21 protein-coding genes and 6 pseudogenes are annotated in these 22,878 nt (G+C 63.2%); 17 read left to right on the top strand and 10 right to left on the bottom strand.

Features of this window, described 5'->3' with window-relative positions; translation table 11 throughout:
• The first annotated feature begins 23 nt into the window (after positions 1 to 23).
• Both CKW46_RS23825 and CKW46_RS23820 read left to right on the top strand, forming a co-directional pair.
• A complete protein-coding gene (locus CKW46_RS23825; RefSeq protein WP_482052485.1) occupies positions 24 to 1,172 on the top strand; it encodes an NAD(P)H-binding protein in 1,149 nt (382 codons plus the stop codon).
• Positions 1,169 to 1,888: a CPBP family intramembrane glutamic endopeptidase gene (locus CKW46_RS23820; RefSeq protein ID WP_015356855.1), complete on the top strand. Its 720-nt coding sequence runs from the start codon at positions 1,169 to 1,171 to the stop codon at positions 1,886 to 1,888. Before CKW46_RS23825 ends, CKW46_RS23820 begins: the two co-directional genes overlap by 4 nt.
• 5 nt (positions 1,889 to 1,893) lie before the next feature.
• On the opposite strand, the gene CKW46_RS23815 is transcribed toward CKW46_RS23820, so the two are convergent.
• Together CKW46_RS23815 and CKW46_RS23810 are read right to left on the bottom strand one after the other, a co-directional pair.
• Positions 1,894 to 3,285: an NAD(P)H-binding protein gene (locus CKW46_RS23815; protein ID WP_482052484.1), complete on the bottom strand. Its 1,392-nt coding sequence runs from the start codon at positions 3,283 to 3,285 to the stop codon at positions 1,894 to 1,896.
• Positions 3,286 to 3,357: 72 nt separating this feature from the next.
• Positions 3,358 to 4,161 (bottom strand): enoyl-CoA hydratase, encoded by an 804-nt coding sequence (locus CKW46_RS23810; RefSeq protein ID WP_117435478.1) that lies wholly within the window; start codon positions 4,159 to 4,161, stop codon positions 3,358 to 3,360.
• A gap of 153 nt (positions 4,162 to 4,314) precedes the next feature.
• Here CKW46_RS23810 and CKW46_RS23805 point away from each other — a divergent pair, with 153 nt between their 5' ends.
• Both CKW46_RS23805 and CKW46_RS23800 read left to right on the top strand, forming a co-directional pair.
• Positions 4,315 to 5,412 carry a CaiB/BaiF CoA transferase family protein gene (locus tag CKW46_RS23805; RefSeq protein ID WP_011739222.1) on the top strand — a complete coding sequence of 366 codons (1,098 nt, stop codon included), beginning with the start codon at positions 4,315 to 4,317 and terminating at the stop codon, positions 5,410 to 5,412.
• Between the two features lie 57 nt (positions 5,413 to 5,469).
• Positions 5,470 to 6,231, top strand: a complete 762-nt coding sequence (locus tag CKW46_RS23800) for a 3-hydroxyacyl-CoA dehydrogenase (RefSeq protein WP_020726303.1) — start codon at positions 5,470 to 5,472, stop codon at positions 6,229 to 6,231.
• A 136-nt stretch (positions 6,232 to 6,367) separates the two neighbouring features.
• On the opposite strand, the gene CKW46_RS23795 is transcribed toward CKW46_RS23800, so the two are convergent.
• Positions 6,368 to 6,499 carry a hypothetical protein gene (locus tag CKW46_RS23795; protein ID WP_020726302.1) on the bottom strand — a complete coding sequence of 44 codons (132 nt, stop codon included), beginning with the start codon at positions 6,497 to 6,499 and terminating at the stop codon, positions 6,368 to 6,370.
• A 381-nt stretch (positions 6,500 to 6,880) separates the two neighbouring features.
• Between CKW46_RS23795 and CKW46_RS23790 the strand changes: the two genes are divergently transcribed.
• The 3 genes from CKW46_RS23790 to CKW46_RS23780 are packed head-to-tail and all read left to right on the top strand — an operon-like array spanning position 6,881 to position 10,558.
• Positions 6,881 to 9,223, top strand: a complete 2,343-nt coding sequence (locus CKW46_RS23790) for an MMPL family transporter (RefSeq protein ID WP_482052483.1) — start codon at positions 6,881 to 6,883, stop codon at positions 9,221 to 9,223.
• Between the two features lie 7 nt (positions 9,224 to 9,230).
• Entirely contained in the window at positions 9,231 to 9,923 is a 693-nt protein-coding gene (locus tag CKW46_RS23785; RefSeq protein WP_117435484.1) for a TetR/AcrR family transcriptional regulator, read from the top strand.
• On the top strand, positions 9,920 to 10,558 hold the full coding sequence (locus tag CKW46_RS23780; RefSeq protein WP_011739227.1) for a class I SAM-dependent methyltransferase: 639 nt from the start codon (positions 9,920 to 9,922) through the stop codon (positions 10,556 to 10,558). The genes CKW46_RS23785 and CKW46_RS23780 overlap by 4 nt, the downstream gene beginning before the upstream one ends.
• A gap of 107 nt (positions 10,559 to 10,665) precedes the next feature.
• Here the strand turns inward: CKW46_RS23780 and CKW46_RS23775 are convergent, their stop codons facing one another.
• On the bottom strand, positions 10,666 to 11,382 hold the full coding sequence (locus CKW46_RS23775) for an NAD-dependent deacylase (protein ID WP_012395867.1): 717 nt from the start codon (positions 11,380 to 11,382) through the stop codon (positions 10,666 to 10,668).
• A gap of 58 nt (positions 11,383 to 11,440) precedes the next feature.
• On the opposite strand from CKW46_RS23775, the gene CKW46_RS23770 reads away from it, so the two are divergent.
• Positions 11,441 to 11,806, top strand: coding sequence for an Rv1152 family transcriptional regulator (locus tag CKW46_RS23770; RefSeq protein WP_012395866.1), 366 nt, complete (start codon positions 11,441 to 11,443; stop codon positions 11,804 to 11,806).
• Between the two features lie 9 nt (positions 11,807 to 11,815).
• On the opposite strand, the pseudogene CKW46_RS23765 reads toward CKW46_RS23770, so the two are convergent.
• Together CKW46_RS23765 and CKW46_RS23760 are read right to left on the bottom strand one after the other, a co-directional pair.
• Positions 11,816 to 12,653: pseudogene (locus tag CKW46_RS23765) on the bottom strand (class I SAM-dependent methyltransferase).
• Positions 12,654 to 12,667: 14 nt separating this feature from the next.
• On the bottom strand, positions 12,668 to 13,183 hold the full coding sequence (locus CKW46_RS23760) for a DUF1697 domain-containing protein (protein ID WP_117435483.1): 516 nt from the start codon (positions 13,181 to 13,183) through the stop codon (positions 12,668 to 12,670).
• Positions 13,184 to 13,330: 147 nt separating this feature from the next.
• Here CKW46_RS23760 and CKW46_RS23755 point away from each other — a divergent pair.
• The 5 genes and pseudogenes from CKW46_RS23755 (at position 13,331) to CKW46_RS23735 (ending at position 16,390) form a co-directional block, all read left to right on the top strand.
• Positions 13,331 to 14,534: pseudogene (locus tag CKW46_RS23755) on the top strand (ISAs1-like element IS2404/ISMul1 family transposase).
• Positions 14,535 to 14,616: 82 nt separating this feature from the next.
• Positions 14,617 to 15,060 carry a PPOX class F420-dependent oxidoreductase gene (locus CKW46_RS23750; protein WP_117436961.1) on the top strand — a complete coding sequence of 148 codons (444 nt, stop codon included), beginning with the start codon at positions 14,617 to 14,619 and terminating at the stop codon, positions 15,058 to 15,060.
• Positions 15,061 to 15,082: 22 nt separating this feature from the next.
• Positions 15,083 to 15,271 carry a DUF5302 domain-containing protein gene (locus CKW46_RS23745; RefSeq protein ID WP_011739232.1) on the top strand — a complete coding sequence of 63 codons (189 nt, stop codon included), beginning with the start codon at positions 15,083 to 15,085 and terminating at the stop codon, positions 15,269 to 15,271.
• Between the two features lie 273 nt (positions 15,272 to 15,544).
• A pseudogene (locus tag CKW46_RS23740) lies at positions 15,545 to 15,813 on the top strand (alpha/beta hydrolase); the annotation flags it as partial.
• Between the two features lie 448 nt (positions 15,814 to 16,261).
• Positions 16,262 to 16,390 (top strand): hypothetical protein, encoded by a 129-nt coding sequence (locus CKW46_RS23735; RefSeq protein ID WP_482052482.1) that lies wholly within the window; start codon positions 16,262 to 16,264, stop codon positions 16,388 to 16,390.
• 34 nt (positions 16,391 to 16,424) lie between these two features.
• On the opposite strand, the gene CKW46_RS23730 is transcribed toward CKW46_RS23735, so the two are convergent.
• Positions 16,425 to 16,820, bottom strand: coding sequence for a DUF2510 domain-containing protein (locus CKW46_RS23730; protein WP_117436962.1), 396 nt, complete (start codon positions 16,818 to 16,820; stop codon positions 16,425 to 16,427).
• Between the two features lie 241 nt (positions 16,821 to 17,061).
• Between CKW46_RS23730 and CKW46_RS23725 the strand changes: the two genes are divergently transcribed.
• The 3 genes and pseudogenes from CKW46_RS23725 to CKW46_RS23715 all read left to right on the top strand — a co-directional run bounded on the left by CKW46_RS23725 (position 17,062) and on the right by CKW46_RS23715 (position 19,408).
• Positions 17,062 to 17,340, top strand: a complete 279-nt coding sequence (locus tag CKW46_RS23725; protein WP_482052481.1) for a transposase — start codon at positions 17,062 to 17,064, stop codon at positions 17,338 to 17,340.
• Positions 17,226 to 18,080: pseudogene (locus CKW46_RS23720) on the top strand (ISAs1 family transposase); the annotation flags it as partial. The gene CKW46_RS23725 and the pseudogene CKW46_RS23720, both read left to right, overlap by 115 nt.
• Positions 18,081 to 18,205: 125 nt before the next feature.
• Positions 18,206 to 19,408, top strand: a pseudogene (locus CKW46_RS23715) (ISAs1-like element IS2404/ISMul1 family transposase).
• 57 nt (positions 19,409 to 19,465) lie between these two features.
• Here the strand turns inward: CKW46_RS23715 and CKW46_RS23710 are convergent.
• The 3 genes and pseudogenes from CKW46_RS23710 to CKW46_RS23700 all read right to left on the bottom strand — a co-directional run bounded on the left by CKW46_RS23710 (position 19,466) and on the right by CKW46_RS23700 (position 22,006).
• Positions 19,466 to 20,032: a hypothetical protein gene (locus CKW46_RS23710; protein ID WP_142925529.1), complete on the bottom strand. Its 567-nt coding sequence runs from the start codon at positions 20,030 to 20,032 to the stop codon at positions 19,466 to 19,468.
• A 22-nt stretch (positions 20,033 to 20,054) separates the two neighbouring features.
• Positions 20,055 to 20,642: a hypothetical protein gene (locus CKW46_RS23705; protein WP_142925530.1), complete on the bottom strand. Its 588-nt coding sequence runs from the start codon at positions 20,640 to 20,642 to the stop codon at positions 20,055 to 20,057.
• Positions 20,643 to 20,803: 161 nt separating this feature from the next.
• Positions 20,804 to 22,006 (bottom strand): annotated as a pseudogene (locus tag CKW46_RS23700) (ISAs1-like element IS2404/ISMul1 family transposase).
• Positions 22,007 to 22,278: 272 nt separating this feature from the next.
• Between CKW46_RS23700 and CKW46_RS23695 the strand changes: the two are divergent.
• Positions 22,279 to 22,854 carry an HhH-GPD-type base excision DNA repair protein gene (locus CKW46_RS23695; protein ID WP_015356844.1) on the top strand — a complete coding sequence of 192 codons (576 nt, stop codon included), beginning with the start codon at positions 22,279 to 22,281 and terminating at the stop codon, positions 22,852 to 22,854.
• Positions 22,855 to 22,878 lie beyond the last annotated feature (24 nt).

Below are 22,878 nucleotides of genomic sequence, written 5' to 3'. Positions count from 1 at the left end.
GTCTCGGGTCTAGTGTCGAAACCATGCGGATTCTGGTGACCGGCGCCACCGGCTACGTGGGATCCCGCTTGGTTACCGCGCTGCTGGCCGACGGCCATGAAGTGTTGGCGGCCACCCGAAACATGGCGCGACTCAGTCGCTTAGCTTGGTTCGACGACGTCACCCCGGTAATCCTCGACGCGACGGACCGGGCCTCGGCGCAAGCCGCGATGAATGCCGCGGGTGAGATCGACGTGGTCTACTACCTGGTCCACGGCATAGGCCAACCGGATTTTCGCGACCGGGACAAAACCGCCGCCGCCAACCTGGCCGTCGCTGCCCGTGACACCGGGGTGCGGCGCATCGTTTACCTGGGCGGATTCGTCCCCGAATGTGAAGCGCTATCCCAACACCTGTCCAGTCGGGCCGAGGTCGCCGAGGCACTGGCCGTCGACGATGGCGCGGAACTGGTGTGGCTGGGCGCGGCAATGATCATCGGAGCCGGCTCCACGTCGTTTGAGATGCTGCGCTACGTCGGGGATCGATTCCCCGTCCTGCCGATGCCGGACTGGATGTACAACCCGATCGATCCGATCTCCATCCGAGACGTTCTGCACTATCTGGTGGCCGCCGCCGACGTCGACCAGGTACCTGCCGGTGCCTACGACATCTGCGGCCCCGACACCACGTCGTACCGCGAGCTACTCAAGACGTATGCGCGCATCCGCGGCAGATGGCATGCCGCATTGCCGGTCGGCAGGCTCGATACCGCGGTAGCGTCCCGGATCACGGCGGTCACCCTGCCGGTCCCGCATGGTCTGGTCGCAGACCTGGTGGAATCGCTGGATCACCCGATGCGGGCATCCGGGGCCGGCCTGCAAGACAAGGTCCCCGAGCCACCAGGAGGACTACTGAGTATCGAAGATGCCATTACGTTGGCGCTGGCCGGCCACGCGAACGGGCCCCCGTTGCCCGTCGACGCCCTGACAGATCCCCACCAACTCGCAGCCACCGATCCGGTGTGGGCCGGCGGTGACGCGCTGCGAATTCGCCGGATCGCCGAGACGATGACGCCGCCCATCGCACGTCCCACTCTGCGATGGGTGAACATCGTCCCGGGTCCACTGGCCGGTGCGTTACGAAGCAGCCTCGACATCCTGATCGCCCTGACTCCGAAAGTTCTGTTCGCATGAGCCAATCAACAGCGCCCCAATTCAGCGCCATCGACGACATTCGCCGCGCCATCACGAATGTGGCCGTGCCACACCATGAGGCGCCTTCGGTGGTGCTACGGCGCCGCATCGTCGTCGGTGTCGTCCTGGTGATCGGCGCGGTGGTGATGGGACTGTCGATGAGGCGCCAGCCGGGGGAGTCGACCTTCTACTGGCTGACGCTGACCCTGGCCGCGGTATGGGCGCTGGGCGCGCTGGCCTCCGGCCCCCTGCATCTGGGTGGCATTCGCTGGCGCGGTCGCAACCAGCGCCCGGTGATCACCGGGACCACCATCGGTCTGCTGCTGGGCGGCATCTTTGTGTTGGGTGCCTTGGTTGTCCGTAAGATTCCGGCCGCCACCGAGCTGATAGTCCGCGTGCTGCAGTTTGCCAGCCAGGGATCGTTGTTCCTGGTCGTGGTGATCACCCTGATCAACGGGATCGCCGAAGAGATGTTCTTTCGCGGCGCGCTCTACACCGCGTTGGGTCGGTTCTATCCGGTGGCCGTTTCGACCGTCGTATACATCGGGGCCATCATGGCCAGCGCCAACCTGATGCTCGGCTTTGCCGCTGTCATCCTCGGCGGTGTGTGTGCGTGGGAACGGCGCTCTACCGGCGGAGTGCTGGCACCGATCCTCACCCACCTGGTCTGGGGGCTCATCATGGTGCTCGCGCTGCCACCGTTGTTTGGGGTCTGACCCCGTTATCGGTCGGCGGCGGTGACGTCGCGTGCCAGTGCGCGCAGCGCGGCGGCGTGGAGGTGGCGCAGCACCAGCCAGGACAGCCGGCCGGGAATCCCGCGGGGAAAGAAGATCGCCCGCTGGTGGTAGCTGCTGCCGGCGGTGCCTCGCGGTGTGAGCGTCACCTCCAACCACGTTGGCCCAGGCACGCGGGTGCCCGCGCCCAGTCGCAGTGTGGTTGGCGTGCGCTGCGCGACCCGCCACCGCGGTGCGCGGTGCCGACGCCGTGGTGCGAGCGCCAGCGAGTACCACCTCCGGCTATTGATGGCGCGCTCGGTCGCTTTCCAAACAGCTTCGGGTGCAGCAGTTGTCGTCGCGTCGCGGACATCGGTGTACACGATTTCGCCGGCCCACCGCGGGTCGCTGGGCAGTGGCTCGGCCGGTTCAGACTGCAGGGAGGCCCATGTGGCGTCGGGAAGCCCGTGCGCGGCACGGTTCAGTGCCAATTCGACCGCACGACGGTAATTGGTCAGGCCCCCCGCCGGTGGCGCGATGATGGTGTCGATGTCGGAGTTGCGCATCACCGCGTCACATTCGAGCGATTCGATCAGCGGCCGGGCCAGGCCCGGAGGAATGGGGGTCACCGTGCCAACCCACAAGCTAGCGATCGTCGGCGTCAGAAACGGCAGCACGATCAGGTAGCGCCGATGCAGCCCGGCGACCTCCGCGTACACCCGCATCATGTCGCCGTACTCGAGCACGTCGGGGCCGCCGACGTCCCACGTTCGGGCCCTGGCGGTGTCGGGCACCGTGGCCGTGGCCGCGGCGACCAGGTAGTGCAGCACGTCACGAATGGCGATCGGCTGAATCCGGTTGTGCACCCACTTGGGTGTGGTCATCACCGGCAACCGGTCGGTGAGGTGCCGGATCATTTCGAAGGATGCCAATCCGGATCCGACCACCACCCCGGCTTGCAGCACGATTGTCTCGATGCCGGAACCAATCAGCGCATCGCCAACGGCCTTGCGTGATTGAAGGTGCGGCGAAAGCTTGCTCTGCTCTGGATGTAGCCCGCTCAGGTACACCACCCGGCGCACTCCGCTGCGCCGCGCGGCGAGTACCACGTTGTGGGCAGCGCGGGCTTCCTCGTCGGCGAAATGCTTTGCCGAGCCCATCGAATGGACCAGATAGTAGACAACGTCCATCCCGGCGAAGGCCGCCTCCAGCGAGTCGGTGTCGCCCAGATCGCCGCGCACCACCTCTGCCCGGTCCCGCCACGGAACGTCCGCCAACTTGCCCGGATCGCGGGCCAACGCTCGCACCCGGTGGCCCTCGTCGAGCAGTCGTGGAACCAGCCGGGCGCCGATGTAGCCGGTCGCCCCGGTTACCAGGCAGTTCACCTGTCCAGCCGACATCGGATCTCCATTCTGTCCCCATGTCTTATTCGGATCCGGTGTTGCTGAGGATTGCCGATTCAGCTCAACGGATCAGGAGTCGGTGAAGGTTGGGGTGCGGCGCTGCTGGAATGCGCGGGCGCCCTCGGCGAAGTCGGGTGATCGCAGCAGCGCCGACTGGCCCTGGAATTCGCGATCGAGGGTGCGATCCAACTCGGTGAGTGTGGCCGCGTTGATGGAGTCCTTGGTCTTGGCAAACGCCACCGCCGGGCCGGACAGCAATCTCGAGATCACCGCATCCATTTCGTTTTGGAAGTCCGCGACGGGATAGACCGCGCTGACCAGGCCGTAGGACAGCGCCTCGGTGGCCGGCAACCGCTCGGGCAGCAGGGCCATCCGCATCGCCCGAATCCGGCCGATCGCAGCGGCGATCAATGCCGAGGCTCCGCCGTCGGGCATCAATCCGATCTTGGTGAACGCGAGCAGAAAATAGGCGCTCTCGGAGGCCAGCACCAGATCGCACGCCAGGGCTAGTGAGACACCGACCCCGGCGGCGGGTCCGTGGACCACGGCGACAACCGGATGCGGCAACGCCGTGATTGCCCGCACCGCCCGGTTGATCTCGGTGAGGCTGGAAGTGCTGGTCTTGCGGCCCATATCCTGGGCGCTCATCCCGGCCCCGGAGCTGAACCCGCGACCCGTTCCACCCAGGCGCACCACTCGCACTCGCGAATCGGTAGCCGCGGCCTCCATCGCGTCAGCGATCCCGGCCATCACCTCAGGTGTCAACGAATTCAGGCTTTCGGGACGGTCGATCGTCACCGACAGCACCCCGCCGCGCAGCTTGACCTCGAGGCCGGCGACTGGCGCCAGGGTTTCGATCCTGGTATCCGGCATGGGGCTCACCCTAGGTCACCGGGGGCGTGGCCGAGACGGCGTTGGTGGGCGAGGTGGGCCGGACGGGGTGGATTTCCGCGGCCTGCGAAGATGCCATTTGTCGGGTGTTCGGCCCGGGCGAGATCGTCAGAGTGGACGAAAGGTCGGTACATCATGTCGGGACCGCTGAACGGATTGCGGGTCGTTGAACTGGCTGGGATCGGACCGGGCCCACACGCCGCGATGATTCTCGGGGATCTCGGCGCCGACGTGGTGCGCATCGACCGTCCATCGTCCTCTGCCGGGGGGCGCGGGGGCGGCGTGAAGGACGCCATGCTGCGCAACCGACGGATCGTGACCGCCGACCTGAAGTCCGACCAGGGGCGCGAACTTGTCTTGAAGCTCGTCGCCAAGGCCGATGTCTTGATCGAGGGCTACCGGCCCGGGGTCACCGAGCGGCTGGGCCTCGGCCCGCAAGACTGCGCCAAGGTGAATGACCGGCTGATCTATGCCCGGATGACGGGTTGGGGTCAAGCCGGTCCGCGCAGCCAGCAAGCCGGTCACGACATCAACTACATCTCGCTCAACGGCATCCTGCACGCGATCGGCCGGGTCGGCGAGCGGCCGGTGCCACCGCTGAACCTGGTCGGCGACTTCGGGGGCGGTTCGATGTTCTTGCTGGTCGGCATCTTGGCGGCACTGTGGGAGCGGCACAACTCGGGCAAGGGCCAGGTGATCGACGCCGCGATGGTCGATGGGTCCAGCGTGCTGGTGCAGATGATGTGGGCGATGCGGGGGATCGGCATATGGAGCGACGTGCGGGGCACCAACATGCTCGACGGCGGCGCGCCCTACTACGACACCTATGAATGCGCCGACGGCGGCTATGTCGCCGTCGGCGCCATCGAGCCGCAGTTCTACGCGGCGATGCTGGCCGGGCTGGGTTTGGATGCGGTGAACCTGCCCCCGCAAAACGACGTCGCCCGCTGGCCGGAACTGCGGGCGGTGCTGACCGAGGCGTTCGGCAGGTACGACCGCGATCATTGGGCCAAGGTGTTCGCCGATTCGGACGCCTGCGTGACCCCGGTGCTGTCGTTCGGCGAGGTGCACACCGAACCGCATATCGCCGAGCGGAACACCTTCTACGAAGGCGATGACGGCGGGCCGCAGCCGATGCCGGCGCCGCGGTTCTCACGCACCGTGCCGAGCCGGCCGCGCCCACCGGCCGCACCGCTGACGGACGTCGAAGCCGTCTTGAGCGACTGGGCATAGTCCCAACCAACCAGTAGGTTGGTTGATTTTGAGCGGAGAAATCGAGGAAGGATTCGCATGGAGATCAGGGACGCCGTTGCCGTCGTCACCGGGGGCGCGTCGGGGCTGGGCCTGGCGACCACCAAGCGGCTGCTGGACGCCGGGGCTCAGGTTGTGGTGCTCGACATCCGGGGTGAAGACGTGGTTGCTGATTTGGGCGACCGGGCACGGTTCGCGGCGGCGGATGTGACCGACGAGGCCGCCGTCGCCAGTGCGCTGGATCTGGCCGAAACGATGGGCACGCTGCGCATCGTCGTCAATTGCGCCGGGACCGGTAACGCGATACGCGTGCTGAGCCGCGACGGCGTCTTCCCGTTGGCGGCGTTCCGCAAGATTGTGGACATCAACCTGGTCGGGAGTTTTAACGTGCTGCGGCTGGCCGCCGAGCGAATCGCCAAAACCGAACCCGTCGGCCCCAATGCGGAAGAGCGCGGCGTCATCATCAACACCGCCTCGGTGGCTGCATTCGATGGCCAGATCGGCCAGGCTGCGTATTCGGCGTCCAAGGGCGGCGTGGTTGGTATGACCCTGCCGATCGCCCGCGATCTGGCCAGTCATCGCATCCGGGTGATGACCATCGCGCCCGGACTGTTCGATACCCCGCTGCTGGCGTCTTTGCCCGAGGAGGCCAGGGCGTCGCTGGGTAAGCAGGTGCCGCACCCGTCCCGGCTGGGAAACCCCGACGAATACGGGGCGCTGGCTGTGCACATCATTGAAAACCCGATGCTCAACGGGGAGGTCATTCGTTTGGATGGCGCGATCCGGATGGCGCCGCGCTAAGGGCCGTTAATAACGATGAAAGCCCCCCGCACAGGCGGGGGGCTTTCATCAATAGACGCGAATTGGTTATCGACGGAACCAACGGCTGACGGCTGGTTCGGCAATTAGTAACCGTGCAAGCATGCCCATGGTGTGCTCAGCTCGCCGTAGGGAGGGGGTGCCACTCTTCAACCTGCTCCGAGGTCTCGCCTTCCACCAGCATGTCGCCGTGGTAGAGAGCCTCGAAGTCGGCCTTAATGACATCGGCACTCGAGTCGTCGATCCACATGACACTGAGCGTAGAAGTCGCCATTAAGGAATCATTGAGTCACGATTCGGAAAATCGTGGCAATTCTTACCGGTGGGTAGGGTGCCGATGCCGAAGTGCTCGCCAGCCGCTTTGGGCAGGCCCGACGGTATGCCGTAACTCGGGGGCCTGGCCAGCGGTCGAGAAACATCGGGAAGCAAATGTGTCGCTACCGGTGGCGTCGCCGGGCGTATCGCGGTTTGTCCGCATCTCGGTTTGTCCGCGGCGCGGTGAACCGTCGGGGCGTCGGGCCTCGTGACTACGGCAGGTGTTGTTTGACGCCCTTAAGTTATCGCTGATAAGTTACCGCGGATATGGTGCAGCCGCCCGGGACGGCTGCACTCGCGGTGGAGGGGACGCACGATGTTGCAGGGGATCGCTCGACTTGCCATAGCAGCGCCGCGTCGAATCATCGGGGTGGCGCTGCTGGTTTTTATCGCAGCAGCGGTCTTCGGCATCCCAGTCGCCAACAGTCTGTCTCCCGGCGGTTTCCAAGATCCCAACGCCGAGTCGGCTCGCGCCATCAAGGTGCTCGCCGACAAGTTCGGCCAGAGCGGTCAGCAAATGCTGATTCTGGTGACCGCTCCCGGCGGCGTCGGCACGGAGCGGGCGCGCGCGGTGGGCACCGACATTGTCGCCGAGTTGAACCACTCCCCACTGGTATTCAACGTGTCCTCGCCCTGGACGGGGCCGTCGGCTGATCCCAAGAGTGCTCCCGACTTGGTGAGCAAGGACGGCAAGTCCGGGCTGATTGTGGTCAACATCAAAGGCGGCGAAAGCAACGCGCAGAAAAATGCGCAGACCCTCGCCGACGAGATCGTTCACGATCGCGACGGCGTCACCGTCCGCGCCGGTGGTTCGGCGATGGAGAACGCGCAGATCAACAAGCAGAATCAGGACGACCTGCTGGTCATGGAGTTGATCGCGATTCCGCTCAGCTTCCTGGTGCTGGTCTGGGTATTCGGCGGGCTGCTGGCGGCCGCGTCGCCGATGGCGCTGGGTGCGCTGGCCGTCGTCGGTTCGATGTCGGTCTTGAGGCTGGTGACGTTCACGACGGACGTCTCGATCTTTGCCCTCAACCTCAGCACGGCGCTGGGGTTGGCGTTGGCCATCGACTACACGCTGCTGATCATCAGTCGCTATCGTGACGAGCTCGCCGAGGGCAGCTCACGCGAGGAAGCTCTGGTCCGGACCATGGCGACTTCCGGCCGCACGGTGTTGTTCTCGGCGGTCACCGTCGCGCTGTCGATGTCGGCGACCGTGGCTTTTCCCATGTACTTCTTGAAATCGTTCGCCTACGCCGGCGTGGCCACGGTGGCCTTTGTCGCGACGGCGTCGATCGTGGTGACACCGGCCGCGATCGTGTTGCTGGGGCCGCGGCTGGATGCCTTGAATGTGCGCCGGCTGGCGCGCCGGATGTTGGGCCGTCCGGAACCCCAGCACAAGCCGGTAGATCAACTGTTCTGGTATCGGTCGACCAAATTCGTGATGCGCCGGGCGCTTCCGGTCGGCTTGGCTGTTGTTGCGGTGCTGGTGATATTGGGACTTCCGTTCTTCTCGGTGAAGTGGGGCTTCCCGGATGATCGGGTGCTGCCTGCCACGGCGTCCTCGCATCAGGTCGGTTACGAGTTGCGCACCAACTTCGCACACGATCTCGCGATGGCCGTTCCGGTGGTCGTGCCTGACGTGCACGGTCTGGTCCCAGCCGACCTGGACGGCTACGCCGCCGACCTGTCGCGAGTGCCCGACGTGGCATCTGTGACCGCCCCCAGCGGGACGTTCGTCAACGGAAGTCGGGTGGGGCCGCCGGCGGGTGCTACCGGATTTTCCGATGGCAGTGCCTTTCTGACCGTGGACAGCACCGCGCCGCTGTTTTCCCACGCCTCAGACATCCAGCTCAAACGGTTGCACCAGGTGACCGGCCCGGCCGGCCGGACCGTCGAGATGGCCGGTGTGGCGCAGGTCAACCGGGACAGCGTGGACGCGGTGACCGAACGACTGCCGCTGGTGCTGGGTCTGATGGCCGCCATCACCTTTGTCCTGTTATTCCTGCTCACCGGCAGTGTCGTGCTGCCCGCCAAGGCGCTGATCTGCAACGTGCTCTCGCTGACCGCGGCGTTCGGTGCGCTGGTCTGGATCTTCCAAGACGGTCATCTGGGGGCACTGGGCACGACCCCGAGCGGGACCCTGGTGGCCAACATGCCCGTGTTGTTGTTCTGCATCGCGTTCGGGCTGTCCATGGACTACGAGGTGTTCCTGGTCGCGCGAATTCGGGAGTACTGGCTGGCTTCGGGGGCCGCACGTCCGGCGACCCCGAGCCCGGCCCAAGCCCACGCCGCCAACGACGAGAGTGTGGCGCTTGGATTGGCACGCACCGGGCGGGTGATCACCGCGGCCGCGTTGGTCATGTCGATGTCGTTCGCCGCGCTGATCGCCGCGCACGTGTCCTTCATGCGAATGTTCGGCTTGGGACTGACGCTCGCCGTGGCTGCCGACGCGACGCTGGTCCGGATGGTTCTGGTGCCCGCGTTCATGCATGTGATGGGCAGGTGGAATTGGTGGGCTCCCAAACCCCTGGTGTGGCTGCACCAGCGATTCGGTATCAGCGAGACCGGCGCGGTTGGGGATGCTGACGCCGCCGCCACCGAGGCTGCGGACCGCCGCGACCGGCCGACCATCCCGGCGGCGCTGAGTGGTCGTGGATAGCGTGTCGATGGCACGCTTGCGACGTGCACGTGCGCCGCGTGGATCAGGTGACCTGCTGCGCCACGAGATCCTGGATGCGGCCACCGAGTTATTGCTGCAGACGCGCCAGTCCAGGGCCGTGTCCATCCGGTCTGTAGCCGAGCGGGTCGGGGTCACACCGCCGTCCATTTACCTGCATTTTCAAGACAAAGATGCGCTGTTGGATGCGGTGTGCGCCCGCTATCTGGCACGACTCGATGAGGAAATGGAGCGGGCGGCGATGGGCCACACCTGCGTGGTGGAGGTGCTGCGAGCCCAGGGCCTGGCCTATGTGCGGTTCGCTCTGCAGACCCCGGAGTTGTATCGGTTGGCCACCATCGGTGAGTGGCGCTCGGGCAGCAACGTGGATAGCGCCCTGGACAGCTCGGCTTTCCGGCATATGTGCGCCTCGGTGCAGGCGATGATGGACGAAGGCATCTACCGCGCCGACGACCCCACCACCATCGCGCTGGAATTGTGGACGGCCGCGCACGGGGTGGCGGCCCTGTTGATTGCCAAGCCACACCTGCCGTTCGGCGATGTCGCGGCCTTTACCGACCGCGTGCTGGGCGCAGTCCTGTGTGGCCACATGGTGGCGGGTCTAGTCGGCCCGCAGGCCACGTCTCGCGACCTCATGGATTGGGTCGTGCAGCATCGCCCGTCGGAGGAGTCACGCGTATGACATCGCTCGCCAAGAACATAGATCACCCATTTTTCGCCCGGATTTGGCCGTTCATCGTCGCGCACGAGGCCGAGCCGGTGCGTGCGTTACGCCGAGAGAATCTGGCCGGCCTATCTGGGCGGGTCCTCGAGATCGGCGCCGGTATGGGGACAAACTTTGCGTTCTACCCGCAGACGGTGACCGAGGTGGTTGCCGTGGAGCCGGAGCCCCACCTGGCGCTTAGGGCCCGCGCGGCCGGCGAAGATGCGCCTATTCCGGTTACCGTGACCGCTGATACGGCCGAGCAGTTCAGCGATCAGGACCCGTTTGACGCGGTGGTTTGCTCGCTGGTGCTGTGCTCGGTCACCGACCAGCTCGGGGTGTTGCAGCACCTGCGTTCGCTGCTGCGCCCGGGCGGGGAGTTGCGCTACCTCGAACACATTGCCAGTGCCGGCGCCCGTGGGCGGCTGCAGCAATTTGTCGACGCGACCTTCTGGCCCCGGATTGCCGGAAACTGCCACACGCATCGTGACACCGAGCGCGTGATCAAGGCTGCTGGATTCGACGTGGAGAGCACGCGACGGGAGTGGACATTGCCGACGTGGGCGCCGGTCCCGGTGGCCGAGTTGGTGTTGGGCCGGGCCCGCCGTCCCTGATCGGGTGCCGTGACTGCGCCTTGCCATGTGTGAGGGCGCACTGGCTCAACAGGCCGATTCAGCGGCTATGGCGTGAATTTGTGAACCGACCGCGCTGCGGGTGTAGCTCAATCGCGCAGCAGCGCGGGCAGCCGCTCCAGCAGTCCGGGCAACGCTTGACTCGCCGACTCGCGTACACAAAGCGTCGCGCTTCGCGACAGCGGCGTGGGCTCTGGGTTGACCTCGATCACGATCTTGCCGCGCGCCAAAGCCAACTCCGGTAGACCGGCCGCGGGGTAGACGATCGCAGACGTGCCCACCACCACCATCACATCGGCAGCCTCGGTTGCCTCGACGGCGCAGTGCCACGGCCCCTCCGGCAGCGGCTCGCCGAACCACACGATGTCGGGGCGGATCAGTCCGCCGCAGCCGCAGACCGGCGGTTCGACTTCCAGTGCGGGCTCAGGCATCTGGGGCAACGAGTCCGTGTAAGGCTTATTGCAACGGGCGCAACGGAATTCAAAAAGACTGCCGTGCAGGTGGTGTACCGGTGTGCTGCCGGCGCGTTCATGCAGATCGTCGACATTTTGCGTGACAACACTGACTTCGGCGTGATCTTGCCACTCGGCGATCGCTTGGTGGCCGGGGTTGGGTGCGACGTCGGCTACCAGATAATGCCGCCACAGATACCAGCCCCACACCCGCTCGGGGTTGCGTTCCCAGCCCTGTGTGCTGGACAGCTCGTACGGGTCGAAGCGGGCCCACAACCCGTTCTTGTCGTCACGGAACGTCGGTACTCCGCTTTCCGCGGAGATGCCCGCGCCGCTGAGCACCGTCACTCGCATCCCACAAAGATAGCCGTGCTTGACCGGATACTGGGCAATACTGGGTGATACTGGGATTGTGGAGCTTCGGGATTGGCTACGGGTCGACGTGAAGGCGGGCAAACCGCTATTCGATCAACTCAGAACCCAGGTTATCGACGGTGTGCGAGCGGGCGCGCTGCCGCCCGGCACCCGCCTCCCGACGGTGCGCGATCTGGCCGGGCAGCTTGGTGTTGCCGCCAACACGGTGGCCCGCGCGTATCGAGAGCTCGAGTCGGCCGCAATTGTCGAAACACGGGGCCGCTTCGGCACCTTCATCTCTCGGTTCGACCCGACCGACGCGGCGATGGCGGCCGCGGCCAAGGAATACGTGGAAGTGGCCCGCGCGCTGGGGCTGACCAAGTCCGATGCGATTCGCTACCTCACCGCCGTGCCCGACGACTAACGGCGTTCGCTAGCCGAACTCCAGCAGAGTCAGGCACGGGCGCAACGAGTCCAGGGCCGGCAACCGGTAGACCGTCGACAGCGCGGCGTTGAACATCAGGCCGCGCCCAGCAGGCAGCTGCACGTCCCGGACCGCCCGAATGCCTGGAATCGTGTTCACCAGGTCCGCGGCTTGAGCCACGGACAGGCTGAACGGCATTGGCGGGATCTTGTAGCGGATCGAGGTCCGCATGCCCAGGCGGGTGAACAAGGAGAACCAGCGCGGCGGCAGATCAAAGAGCATCTGAGCGCCGGGAAATCTGCTTGGCGCACTGGGCGATCAGATCCAGCGCCTGATCCGGCTCCAGATACATCAGCAGTCCCTCGGCGGTGATGAACACCCCACCGGAGGTGTCGACGGAGTCCATCCAGCCGTAGTCCAACGCGGACTGCGCGCACACCGATACCCGTGGTGAATTGGGTAGCAACCGCTTTCGGATGTCGATGATCGGCGGCAAATCGACTGTCAGCCAACGGAATTTCTTGCCGGGAAGGGCTGAATCCAAACGCCAGAAACTGGTCTGCAGGCCCTCGGCCAGCGCCACCACGGTGGCCGAGGGGTGCTTATTCAGGTAGGCCAGCGCTCGAGTATCGAAGGCCAGGGCCCGCAGTGCGATGTCTTGGCGGGTAGGGCCGAATTTCGCGAAGTCAAAGTCGATGGAGTCGACCAGCCTGACTGCCATCGGATCCTCGATGATCGGGTCACGGCGGCGCGCCTCTGCGGCCCTGGCGTTGAGCGTCAGCAGGGCGGTCTCCGAGACGCCGGTGAGGGCGACCTTTTGTTGGGCGAATTCGTCGGCAGGGGTCATTGGAGCAAACCTACCTACCGCAAGACCTTGTCCAGCGTGCGCAGGTTGCGGGTGATGGTCGAGGCCTTGTAGCGCTTCTTGCCCATGGTGCGGCCGATGGTGCTGTCCAGCATGGCGCCCTTGGGCACCTGCCAGTAGATGACGCCATCGCCGCGGTGGATCTTCTCATTGGCGCCGGCGGTCAGCGCGGCCAGTTCATCAAGCACCGAGTCGTCGGACACGAACGTCACGTAGGACTGCAACCCGTCGACTTCTCGTTCGAACGGATACGCCTCGTTGATGGTGCGTACCGTCTCGATGTCGTAGACAAGCACCCAGGCGTCGTAGCCGAACTTGTTGCGCAGCGTGCTCTCCGCGCTCTGCCGCACCGTCGTGGCATCACCGGGTGCCTCCAATAGCACATTGCCGCTGGCCAGGGTGGTGCGCACATTCGTAAATCCGGTATCGGTCAGGGCGGCGGTCACCTCGGCCATTTTCAGGTTGACGCCCCCGAAGTTGACGCCGCGCAGGAAGGCCGCGAATTGGGTCATGATTCAGGGCTCCGGCGTTGTTGATTAGCAGGCTTGTGAGCTGGGTTGATGATCTTTGGTGCCGCGCTATTGGGGCCGGAGTGTAGGCACGGGCTCTCTGGAGAACGATCGAGTTGGTTACTGTTCGTCGTTGGTCTGGAGTTGCCCGTGCCTACCGTTTCAGTATTGCCTGTGTCGTCGGTTCCAGAGGTGTTCGACCGCTGGAGTCCTGGTGAGCGCAGTGAGCTCATCGGATCGGAGTTTCTCGGTGTGTTGGCCTCGGTGCCAGACCCGAGGGACCCACGCGGTCGGAGGTATTCGCTGATGGCTTTGTTGGCGATCGCGGTTCTGGCCACTGCCGCGGGGATGCGCGGCTATGCTGGTTTTGCCACATGGGCGGCCACCGCTCCCGATGATGTGTTGGCCTAATTAGGGGTCCGGTTCCGGCGGCCCAGTGAGAAGACCTTCCGCGCTGTTTTGTCTCGGCTAGACCCCGCCGACCTCAACGCCAGGATGGGCAGTTACTTCACTGCACACGTGGCCAGCAGCGACCCCAGTGGATTGGTGCCGATCGCGTTGGACGGCAAGATGCTGCGTGGTGCCTTTACGCGCCAAAGCGACAGCCACGCATCTCGTGTCGGTGTTCGCCCACCGTGCCCGATTGGTGCTCGGTCAACTCGCTGTCGCCGAGAAAAGCAATGAAATTCCCTGCGTACGTGCCCTGCTCACGCTGCTGCCGGGTAGCTTGCGGTGGCTGGTCACCGTGGATGCGATGCATACCCAGGTCGTCACCGCGAAGTTGATCTGCGCCACCTTGAAGTCGCACTACCTGATGATCGTCAAGTCCAACCAAGCCAAAATACTTGCGCGTATCACCGCGCTGCCCTGGGCCGAGGTGCCCACAGCCGCTACCGACGACTCCCGCGGCCACGGCCGTGTCGAGACCCGCACCCTGCAAATCATCACCGCTGCACGAGGAATCGGCTTCCCCTACGCAAAACAAATCATCCGGATCACTCGTGAACGCTTGATCACCGCCACCGACCAGCGCAGCGTGGAGGTGGTCTATGCCATCTGCAGCCTGCCGTTCGAGCACGCCCGCCCTACCGCGATCATGATCTGGATGCGTCAACACTGGGGAATCGAGAACAGCCTGCACTGGATACGCGACGTCACCTTCGACGAAGACCATCAAAGGGCACATACCGGAAACGGCGCACAGGTCCTAGCAACGCTACGCAACACCGCGATCAATCTGCACCGCCTCAACGGCGCCGACAACATCGCCGAAGCCTGCCGGATCACCGCTTTGACCGCCAACCGCCGCCTAGACCTCCTCAATCCACAATTCCCCAGCTCACAAGCCTGCTAATCAACAACGCCGGAGCCCTGGGTCATGATTCGATTGCACCAGGCCGTTAGGGAACCGCGCACGGCAACGTAGGCTTTCGGGCATGGGACGCCAGGTCTTCGACGACAAGCTGTTGGCTGTAATCAGCGGTAACTCCATCGGAGTGCTGGCCACCATCAAACATGACGGACGTCCGCAGCTGTCCAACGTGCAGTACTACTTCGACGCCCGCAAGTTGGTGGTGCAGGTATCGATCACCGAGCCGCGGGCCAAGACCCGTAACCTGCGTCGCGACCCACGTGCCTCGATCCTGGTGGACGCCGATGACGGGCGGTCCTACGCGGTCGCGGAAGGCACCGCAGGGCTGACGCCTCCCGCCGCGGCACCCGATGACGAAACCGTTGAAGCGCTAATTGCCTTGTACCGCAACATCGCTGGGGAGTATCCGGATTGGGACGAGTACCGCGAAGCGATGGTCACCGATCGACGGGTGCTGCTGACGCTACCCATCTCGCACGTATATGGCCTGCCCCCAGGTAAGCGGTAACCGGCCGGGATAAGCTGCCGGTATGGCTGCATCGAAGTCCCCGGAAAGCTCCGCCCCGGACGACGACAACAAACGCAAGTTCCGGGAAGCCCTCGAACGCAAGATGGCGAAGTCCTCGGGGGCGACCGACCACAAAGACGGCGGTGGCAAGAAGCCGCGGGTGCATGGGCCCGTGGAGAACCGCCGGGAATTTCGGCGCAAGAGCGGATAGCCGCAGCCCCGGCAAACTGGCACCAAATGCCGGACTTGGGCGCCTCGCCGCGACCCAGTCGTAGACTGGCCGGGTGCCGAAGCTGTAGCTTGTCCAAGATCCGGCCGCCGACGCGCTGTTGGAATCGAATCCATTCGAGTTGCTCGTGGGGATGCTGCTCGACCAGCAGTAGACCTTGACAACTGCGCTACGCATTCTGCTCAGCACCTGTGACCAGGACACGCGTAGCGTCAAACGCACACGACGTGTTCGTCTATGTCAAGGGTTGCTGGTATTCCACACGATCAGGCGCGAGCAGCATTCGACAGCTTCGTCCAGTTATGGACCACCGGCACAACGGCGGGCCGTCGTGCGCCCTTACTTCGACGCCCCGACGAGGTTGGTCTGGACTGTGAGGACGTCTTCTTTCCGTCTGTGGACGGCGTTTCGCGGGAGGGTTAGTTCATGCCTGCCGACTCAGACCGGCTGATCATCCACAACCACTTCGTGCCGGGTACCGCTACGGTTACCCGGGCCATCGTCCCGAGTTCGGCGGCTTGGGCGCTTCGACGCGGAGAGCCCATACGCTGCGCCTGCGACATTCGTAGGCTGATACGTGGAAGCAGTTACAGGAGGCGGCCGGGCTTCGAAAGATCGGTCAGCGAACGCCGACCGCATCGACCAACCCGATACTCGGCGTTGGATTCTGCGGGGCTTCTCTTGCTCAACAGATCACCCGACGCAAGCAGAAGGAGTCGACAACTGGCACTGCCCCAACGCACCACACGACTACATGGTGGCTTCGAACCGCCTTCTTCGCGGTGACCAACGGGCTAACCCGATGCTGCACGCAGCGGGTGTCTCCGTTGGGGATTGGATGATCCGGAACATGGCCGAACGGGCGGTCAGATGACCACATCCAAATGAACCGCCTCCGGCACCTCGCCAAAATCAGTCCAGGTAACCGCTTGCGGGAAGGTGGTAGCGCTTCCGCCTTGGCTGGCCGACAGGATGATCGCCGATGGCCGCGCCAAAGCAGCTATGATCCGGATCGTTCATCTAGACGATTGGGCGGAGACAGAAGTCATAAACCCCGGTCTGGTTGTTGTCGAGAAGTTCGACCTGAACAGCGTGTGGTGAGACGCTGACCAAGAGTGGCCAGCAAGTAAGGACCCTAGCGGTCGAATATGTGCGTCAGTTCTTCGCGCTTCTTGGCGATCTCGTTCTCTATATAGAGGGCATTCGCGAGAGAACCTGCCAAGACCAGGGCAGCCACGACACGGACCCATGTTGCAGCGCGCAAGAAGAATGCAACAGCCGTGCCTGCTGCCACGACACCGACCCCGGTCCAGACTGGACCCGAACCGGACATGAGGCTGACTGACTGCATCGACATCACGAGCCCAACGAGGACAAGCACACAGACGCCGATCGCAACCGCAGTTTTCTTGTGCTTATCGGCAGCTCCTGAAGCGGGCGGCCCGCTCCATGCGGTGCCGTCCCAGTAGATCTGTTTCTCAGGGTTCGATGGGTCGGGATACCAACCCGGCGCGGGTAGGGGCGCGGCCATTTCTGCTCCTTCTCCCGAAGGTCCCAGCAACCTAAAGTTCGAGGTCGAACGACATTGCCGAGGTGGCATGACAAGTCGTTAGACCCAGCTACGAGTGTGGGCGTTCACCCGCTTACAGGGCAACTGGTTCGCAAATATCGACCATCCCAGTTTCAGGGTTTGCTACCGACTTGGAGCCAACGCGCTCTTCTTCCTCCCAGGGCTCCGGCGTTGTTGATTAGCAGGCTTGTGAGCTGGGTTGATGATCTTTGGTGCCGCGCTATTGGGGCCGGAGTGTAGGCACGGGCTATCTGGAGAACGATCGAGTTGGTTACTGTTCGTCGTTGGTCTGGAGTTGCCCGTGCCTACCGTTTCAGTATTGCCTGTGTCGTCGGTTCCAGATTGCCTGTGTCGTCGGTTCCAGAGGTGTTCGACCGCTGGAGTCCTGGTGAGCGCAGCGAGCTCATCGGATCGGAGTTTCTCGATGTGTTGGCCTCGGTGCCAGACCCGAGGGACCCACGCGGTCGGAGGTATTCGCTGATGGCTTTGTTGGCGATCGCGGTTCTGGCCACTGCCGCGGGGATGCGCGGCTATGCTGGTTTTGCCACATGGGCGGCCACCGCTCCCGATGATGTGTTGGCCTAATTAGGGGTCCGGTTCCGGCGGCCCAGTGAGAAGACCTTCCGCGCTGTTTTGTCTCGGCTAGACCCCGCCGACCTCAACGCCAGGATGGGCAGTTACTTCACTGCACACGTGGCCAGCAGCGACCCCAGTGGATTGGTGCCGATCGCGTTGGACGGCAAGATGCTGCGTGGTGCTTTACGCGCCAAAGCGACAGCCACGCATCTCGTGTCGGTGTTCGCCCACCGTGCCCGATTGGTGCTCGGTCAACTCGCTGTCGCCGAGAAAAGCAATGAAATTCCCTGCGTACGTGCCCTGCTCACGCTGCTGCCGGGTAGCTTGCGGTGGCTGGTCACCGTGGATGCGATGCATACCCAGGTCGTCACCGCGAAGTTGATCTGCGCCACCTTGAAGTCGCACTACCTGATGATCGTCAAGTCCAACCAAGCCAAAATACTTGCGCGTATCACCGCGCTGCCCTGGGCCGAGGTGCCCACAGCCGCTACCGACGACTCCCGCGGCCACGGCCGTGTCGAGACCCGCACCCTGCAAATCATCACCGCTGCACGAGGAATCGGCTTCCCCTACGCAAAACAAATCATCCGAATCACTCGTGAACGCTTGATCACCGCCACCGACCAGCAGGGCTCCGGCGTTGTTGATTAGCAGGCTTGTGAGCTGGGTTGATGATCTTTGGTGCCGCGCTATTGGGGCCGGAGTGTAGGCACGGGCTATCTGGAGAACGATCGAGTTGGTTACTGTTCGTCGTTGGTCTGGAGTTGCCCGTGCCTACCGTTTCAGTATTGCCTGTGTCGTCGGTTCCAGAGGTGTTCGACCGCTGGAGTCCTGGTGAGCGCAGCGAGCTCATCGGATCGGAGTTTCTCGGTGTGTTGGCCTCGGTGCCAGACCCGAGGGACCCACGCGGTCGGAGGTATTCGCTGATGGCTTTGTTGGCGATCGCGGTTCTGGCCACTGCCGCGGGGATGCGCGGCTATGCTGGTTTTGCCACATGGGCGGCCACCGCTCCCGATGATGTGTTGGCCTAATTAGGGGTCCGGTTCCGGCGGCCCAGTGAGAAGACCTTCCGCGCTGTTTTGTCTCGGCTAGACCCCGCCGACCTCAACGCCAGGATGGGCAGTTACTTCACTGCACACGTGGCCAGCAGCGACCCCAGTGGATTGGTGCCGATCGCGTTGGACGGCAAGATGCTGCGTGGTGCTTTACGCGCCAAAGCGACAGCCACGCATCTCGTGTCGGTGTTCGCCCACCGTGCCCGATTGGTGCTCGGTCAACTCGCTGTCGCCGAGAAAAGCAATGAAATTCCCTGCGTACGTGCCCTGCTCACGCTGCTGCCGGGTAGCTTGCGGTGGCTGGTCACCGTGGATGCGATGCATACCCAGGTCGTCACCGCGAAGTTGATCTGCGCCACCTTGAAGTCGCACTACCTGATGATCGTCAAGTCCAACCAAGCCAAAATACTTGCGCGTATCACCGCGCTGCCCTGGGCCGAGGTGCCCGCAGCCGCTACCGACGACTCCCGCGGCCACGGCCGTGTCGAGACCCGCACCCTGCAAATCATCACCGCTGCACGAGGAATCGGCTTCCCCTACGCAAAACAAATCATCCGGATCACTCGTGAACGCTTGATCACCGCCACCGACCAGCGCAGCGTGGAGGTGGTCTATGCCATCTGCAGCCTGCCGTTCGAGCACGCCCGCCCTACCGCGATCATGACCTGGATGCGTCAACACTGGGGAATCGAGAACAGCCTGCACTGGATACGCGACGTCACCTTCGACGAAGACCGTCAAAGGGCACATACCGGAAACGGCGCACAGGTCCTAGCAACGCTACGCAACACCGCGATCAATCTGCACCGCCTCAACGGCGCCGACAACATCGCCGAAGCCTGCCGGATCACCGCTTTGACCGCCAACCGCCGCCTAGACCTCCTCAATCCACAATTCCCCAGCTCACAAGCCTGCTAATCAACAACGCCGGAGCCCTGTTCTTCCTCCCTGCAAACATTTCGCGCCGAGCTCTTGTCAAAGCTGGGGCGTGAGACTCGCCAGATTGGCCGTATAGTGAAAAAGGTTGCGGTTTCCATTAGTCTCTCTGCGGACGACCTTTTTAAATAGCTCAAGTAGCTCAGGTGGAATTCCAGAGACGTTACCCGTTTTCGACTCATCGACAAAGACGGGCGCCCCGAACACTGTTCGACCCGCAAAGAGTATCAAGTCTTTGCGTCCTTCAGGGGTGGGTATCTTCTCGGCGAACGCTCCAACGGAAATTATCTGCACGAAGGACACTTTTGCCCAACGGCTGAGAAGTCGATAGTGGGTAGATATTCGGGCGGCGTATGCGGCGATTCCTATCAATGGGAGTGTCAATGCGAATCGAAATAGCGTGTCTTGCCATTGAGCTGAAACTGGAGAGGCAATGATGAACATCCCCGATCCGATCGTCGCAAACAAGCAGCCAATTGCAAGTAAAGTCCACCGGGTTGCGGACTTTCCGTCCTTATCGGCCAGTCCCTTGAAGTGAGCACTCAGCGTGGCTGCCCCACCAAGTCCGGCCGCTTCTTCGGCCAGTTTGCTTGCCCGTATTGCCACTGCGGCTGCCTCGTTCGCAATCTCAACGGCGGTCCCGGCGGCTAGGGCCTGTGAAATCGTTGGCCGCTATCTGCAATTCGTCCGACCAGGCGCGCATAGCTTGGCTGAGTTTCGGGTCCATATTTGGATCGAAGGTATTCATTGAGACCCTGCCGCGCATGCGACTCGTCCACGCAATTAGGAAATTTATCAGATCTTTCTTTGTTGGACATTTATCCGCATCTGATGCGCAATTCAAAAAATATGCCAAATGCTCTCGAAATTCTCTTATCGAGGCATCGTCAATCCACATCACGAGGTAGTTTATTTGCTCTTGTTTCGCCGGCCCAGAAACATGTTTCACTGGGCTCTCAAATAGCAGGCGTAAGAGCGCGCTTGCGAGATTTCGAATCGCGAGGCTCGTTGTAAGATCGAAACTCGAAACGAGTTTTGTCGTCAATGGATCTTTGTCTTGTTCACGACTTGGATCGCGTAATGTGTCAAATAGATCCAGGAATTTTTTCAGCGCCTCGTAGGAACTTAACCGATCCTTAGCCGTCTCTTCTGGGACTATTCCATAGCCGTAAGCCCAATGTGGTGTTGGCTCATCCTGGGTCGCCGAGGTCGACATCATTTCACGATAGGGACCGTGCTAAGTCCGATGTGAGCGACGCGCCGTGCGCAATCAGCTCGTCGGCTGGATCGGTTGATGGGTGTGGTGAAGGAACTTGCCCACTACCGTTTGGCGATGATCGACATCTCGTCCCTGGCCCAGGGCTCCGGCGTTGTTGATTAGCAGGCTTGTGAGCTGGGGAATTGTGGATTGAGGAGGTCTAGGTGGCGGTTGGCGGTCAAAGCGGTGATCCGGCAGGCTTCGGCGATGTTGTCGGCGCCGTTGAGGCGGTGCAGATTGATCGCGGTGTTGCGTAGCGTTGCTAGGACCTGTGCGCCGTTTCCGGTATGTGCCCTTTGACGGTCTTCGTCGAAGGTGACGTCGCGTATCCAGTGCAGGCTGTTCCCGATTCCCCAGTGTTGACGCATCCAGGTCATGATCGCGGTAGGGCGGGCGTGCTCGAACGGCAGGCTGCAGATGGCATAGACCACCTCCACGCTGCGCTGGTCGGTGGCGGTGATCAAGCGTTCACGAGTAATCCGGATGATTTGTTTTGCGTAGGGGAAGCCGATTCCTCGTGCAGCGGTGATGATTTGCAGGGTGCGGGTCTCGACACGGCCGTGGCCGCGGGAGTCGTCGGTAGCGGCTGCGGGCACCTCGGCCCAGGGCAGCGCGGTGATACGCGCAAGTATTTTGGCTTGGTTGGACTTGACGATCATCAGGTAGTGCGACTTCAAGGTGGCGCAGATCAACTTCGCGGTGACGACCTGGGTATGCATCGCATCCACGGTGACCAGCCACCGCAAGCTACCCGGCAGCAGCGTGAGCAGGGCACGTACTCAGGGAATTTCATTGCTTTTCTCGGCGACAGCGAGTTGACCGAGCACCAATCGGGCACGGTGGGCGAACACCGACACGAGATGCGTGGCTGTCGCTTTGGCGCGTAAAGCACCACGCAGCATCTTGCCGTCCAACGCGATCGGCACCAATCCACTGGGGTCGCTGCTGGCCACGTGTGCAGTGAAGTAACTGCCCATCCTGGCGTTGAGGTCGGCGGGGTCTAGCCGAGACAAAACAGCGCGGAAGGTCTTCTCACTGGGCCGCCGGAACCGGACCCCTAATTAGGCCAACACATCATCGGGAGCGGTGGCCGCCCATGTGGCAAAACCAGCATAGCCGCGCATCCCCGCGGCAGTGGCCAGAACCGCGATCGCCAACAAAGCCATCAGCGAATACCTCCGACCGCGTGGGTCCCTCGGGTCTGGCACCGAGGCCAACACACCGAGAAACTCCGATCCGATGAGCTCGCTACGCTCACCAGGACTCCAGCGGTCGAACACCTCTGGAACCGACGACACAGGCAATACTGAAACGGTAGGCACGGGCAACTCCAGACCAACGACGAACAGTAACCAACTCGATCGTTCTCCAGATAGCCCGTGCCTACACTCCGGCCCCAATAGCGCGGCACCAAAGATCATCAACCCAGCTCACAAGCCTGCTAATCAACAACGCCGGAGCCCTGGTCTCTGGCCATCTTTCCGGCCGGTTCGTCTAGCAGGGCATGCTGCACTCGGAAGTAGCAACCGTCTTTGGCGCCACTCGTCGCTGTCCAGGGTGTCCTCCGATCTAGGGGTTGTCCTACAGTCGACGTGTGAACCTCTGCCTAGCGCAGGACCCCGAGGCCGATGAACTCTTATCCTACAACCCGTTCGCACTGCTGGTCGGGATGTTGCTCGACCAGCAGGTTCCGATGGAAACGGCCTTTGCCGGCCCCAAGAAGATCGCCGTTCGGATGGGTGGTCTGGATGCCGGCGACATCGCCGACTACGACCCGGACAAGTTCGCCGCATTGTGTTCGGAAAAGCCTGCAATACATCGCTTTCCGGGATCGATGGCCAAACGCGTCCAGACGCTGGCCCAGATCGTGGTGGACCGCTACGGCGGGGATGCGGCCGCGATATGGACCGCCGGTGAGCCCGATGGCAAAGAATTGCTGGGCAGGCTCAAGGGGCTACCCGGGTTCGGTGAACAAAAGGCGCGGATCTTTCTGGCGTTACTGGGCAAGCAGTACGGCGTGACGCCCGAGGGCTGGCAGGCGGCGGCCGGTGACTACGGCCAGCCCGGCACCCACATGTCGGTGGCCGACGTTGTCGACGCCCGTTCGCTTGGTCAGGTGCGATCGCACAAGAAACAGATGAAGGCAGCGGCCAAGGCGGCAAAGCAGTAGGTAGTAGGAGGGAAGGGCGACAAC

Origin of the sequence: Mycobacterium liflandii (assembly GCF_022354805.1) — a bacterium.
Lineage (GTDB): Bacteria > Actinomycetota > Actinomycetes > Mycobacteriales > Mycobacteriaceae > Mycobacterium > Mycobacterium marinum.
The sequence above is the reverse complement of the archived record's forward strand: the minus strand, read 5'-3'. Positions and strand labels throughout refer to the sequence as shown.

What these genes read in the sequence shown, in the direction of transcription:
- CKW46_RS23825 (WP_482052485.1), top strand. Translation starts at nt 24, where the DNA reads ATGCGGATTCTGGTGACCGGCGCCACCGGCTACGTGGGATCCCGCTTG.
- CKW46_RS23820 (WP_015356855.1), top strand. Translation starts at nt 1,169, where the DNA reads ATGAGCCAATCAACAGCGCCCCAATTCAGCGCCATCGACGACATTCGC.
- CKW46_RS23815 (WP_482052484.1), bottom strand. Translation starts at nt 3,285, where the DNA reads ATGTCGGCTGGACAGGTGAACTGCCTGGTAACCGGGGCGACCGGCTAC.
- CKW46_RS23810 (WP_117435478.1), bottom strand. Translation starts at nt 4,161, where the DNA reads ATGCCGGATACCAGGATCGAAACCCTGGCGCCAGTCGCCGGCCTCGAG.
- CKW46_RS23805 (WP_011739222.1), top strand. Translation starts at nt 4,315, where the DNA reads ATGTCGGGACCGCTGAACGGATTGCGGGTCGTTGAACTGGCTGGGATC.
- CKW46_RS23800 (WP_020726303.1), top strand. Translation starts at nt 5,470, where the DNA reads ATGGAGATCAGGGACGCCGTTGCCGTCGTCACCGGGGGCGCGTCGGGG.
- CKW46_RS23795 (WP_020726302.1), bottom strand. Translation starts at nt 6,499, where the DNA reads ATGTGGATCGACGACTCGAGTGCCGATGTCATTAAGGCCGACTTCGAG.
- CKW46_RS23790 (WP_482052483.1), top strand. Translation starts at nt 6,881, where the DNA reads ATGTTGCAGGGGATCGCTCGACTTGCCATAGCAGCGCCGCGTCGAATC.
- CKW46_RS23785 (WP_117435484.1), top strand. Translation starts at nt 9,231, where the DNA reads ATGGCACGCTTGCGACGTGCACGTGCGCCGCGTGGATCAGGTGACCTG.
- CKW46_RS23780 (WP_011739227.1), top strand. Translation starts at nt 9,920, where the DNA reads ATGACATCGCTCGCCAAGAACATAGATCACCCATTTTTCGCCCGGATT.
- CKW46_RS23775 (WP_012395867.1), bottom strand. Translation starts at nt 11,382, where the DNA reads ATGCGAGTGACGGTGCTCAGCGGCGCGGGCATCTCCGCGGAAAGCGGA.
- CKW46_RS23760 (WP_117435483.1), bottom strand. Translation starts at nt 13,183, where the DNA reads ATGACCCAATTCGCGGCCTTCCTGCGCGGCGTCAACTTCGGGGGCGTC.
- CKW46_RS23750 (WP_117436961.1), top strand. Translation starts at nt 14,617, where the DNA reads ATGGGACGCCAGGTCTTCGACGACAAGCTGTTGGCTGTAATCAGCGGT.
- CKW46_RS23745 (WP_011739232.1), top strand. Translation starts at nt 15,083, where the DNA reads ATGGCTGCATCGAAGTCCCCGGAAAGCTCCGCCCCGGACGACGACAAC.
- CKW46_RS23735 (WP_482052482.1), top strand. Translation starts at nt 16,262, where the DNA reads ATGATCGCCGATGGCCGCGCCAAAGCAGCTATGATCCGGATCGTTCAT.
- CKW46_RS23730 (WP_117436962.1), bottom strand. Translation starts at nt 16,820, where the DNA reads ATGGCCGCGCCCCTACCCGCGCCGGGTTGGTATCCCGACCCATCGAAC.
- CKW46_RS23725 (WP_482052481.1), top strand. Translation starts at nt 17,062, where the DNA reads ATGATCTTTGGTGCCGCGCTATTGGGGCCGGAGTGTAGGCACGGGCTA.
- CKW46_RS23705 (WP_142925530.1), bottom strand. Translation starts at nt 20,642, where the DNA reads ATGTCGACCTCGGCGACCCAGGATGAGCCAACACCACATTGGGCTTAC.